This is a genomic window from Streptomyces sp. NPDC007901, assembly GCF_042959465.1.
Classification (GTDB): Bacteria; Actinomycetota; Actinomycetes; order Streptomycetales; family Streptomycetaceae; genus Streptomyces.
The window spans coordinates 1-1,628 of sequence record NZ_JBIBKW010000098.1 but is presented as its reverse complement, the minus strand read 5'-3'; the positions used below and the strand labels follow the sequence as shown (position 1 = coordinate 1,628).

1 protein-coding gene is annotated in these 1,628 nt (G+C 68.1%); it reads right to left on the bottom strand.

Annotated features, from left to right (window positions below; all coding sequences use genetic code 11):
- Positions 1–1,628: condensation domain-containing protein (locus ACFZDK_RS55810; RefSeq protein ID WP_390987110.1), on the bottom strand; the 1,628-nt coding region annotated here is incomplete at both ends.

Genomic DNA, 1,628 nt, shown 5'->3' with positions numbered 1-1,628 from the left:
ACCAAACGACCAGCCAACACCCCCGCACTCCCCACCCCGAACACATCAGCCGCAACCGTCACCACACCACGCAACCCACCAAACCCACCACCGCCGTCAAAGCTCTCCGCGAGAGAGACGTTGACGTCGAACCGTGCTGTCAGCGAGGTGTCGGTCGGCATGACCTCGGTGCGCAGGCCCGGAAGGTCGAACACGGGCGCAGCCGTGTTCTGCATGACGAGATTGACCTGGAACAGCGGGTGCCGGGAGAGCGAGCGGGCCGGCGCCAGTTCCTCCACGAGCCGCTCGAAGGAGACGTCCTGGTGGGCGAAGGCGGCCAGGCTGGTCTCACGCACCTGGTCGAGGAGTTCGGTGAACGTCGGGTTGCCCGACAGGTCGGTGCGCAGCACCAGCGTGTTGACGAAGAACCCGACCAGATCGTCCAGCGCCTCATCCGCCCGACCCGCCACCGGCGAACCGATCGGAATATCCGTACCCGCACCAAGACGCGACAACAACACCGCAAGACCCGCCTGCAACACCATGAACAACGTCACGCCGTGCTCGCGGGCGATCGCCGACAACCGGCGGTGAACGTCAGCCGGAACCTCCACGGCGACGGTGTGTCCACGCCAGTCCGCGCGCGCCGGGCGCGGCCGGTCGGTAGGCAGCGCGAGCTCCTCCGGAGCCCCCGCCAGCGCGTTTCGCCAATACTCCACCTGACGTGACAGCACACTGTCCGGGTCGTTCTCGTCCCCCAGCACCTCACGCTGCCACAACGCATAGTCCGCGTACTGAACCGGCAACGCCTCCCACCCCGGCGCACGCCCCACACACCGCGCCGCATACGCCGTGGTGAAGTCGCGTATCAGCGGCGCTGTCGACCAACCGTCCGTGGCGATGTGATGCACCACGATCACCAGCACATGCTCGCCCGCACCCAACGAGAACAACGACACCCGCACCGGCACCTCGACCGACAGATCGAAGGCATGCCCAGCCGCCTCCGACACCGCACCCGCCAGGGCCTCCTGGGACATCTCGGCGAACGTCACGTCCCAGGACAGTTCACTCAGGTCCAGCACCCGTTGGTAAGGCTGTCCGCCCACCGACGGGAACACCGTGCGCAGCACCTCGTGCCGCTCCAGCACATCCCGCAACGCCGCCCGCAACGCGGGCACATCCAACTCACCCGTCAGCTTCAGAGCGACGGAGTTGTTGTACGTCGGGTTCGGACCCTCCAACTGGCCGACGAACCAGAGCCGACGCTGCGCGAACGACAACGGCACCCGCTCCGGCCGCTCCCGCCGCGTCAACGGCACCCGCCCGGCATCGGCGCCCTCAAGGTGCCCGGCCAGGCCGGCGGGTGTGGGGGTGGCGAAGAGGGTGCGGGCAGGCAGCTCGGTGCCCAGGAGGGTACGGACACGGTTGAGCAGCCGGGTCGCGAGCAGGGAATGCCCGCCGAGTTCGAAGAAGTCGTCGTCCACGCCTACGTGTTCAAGACCGAGCACATCGGCGAAGGCACCACAGAGGATCTCCTCGGTCGGTGTGGACGGGCCGCGCAGAGTGGAGGCGGCTGTGTAGTCGGGTGCGGGCAGGGCGGCGCGGTCGAGCTTGCCGTTCACCGTCAGCGGCAGCTCCTCCAGCAC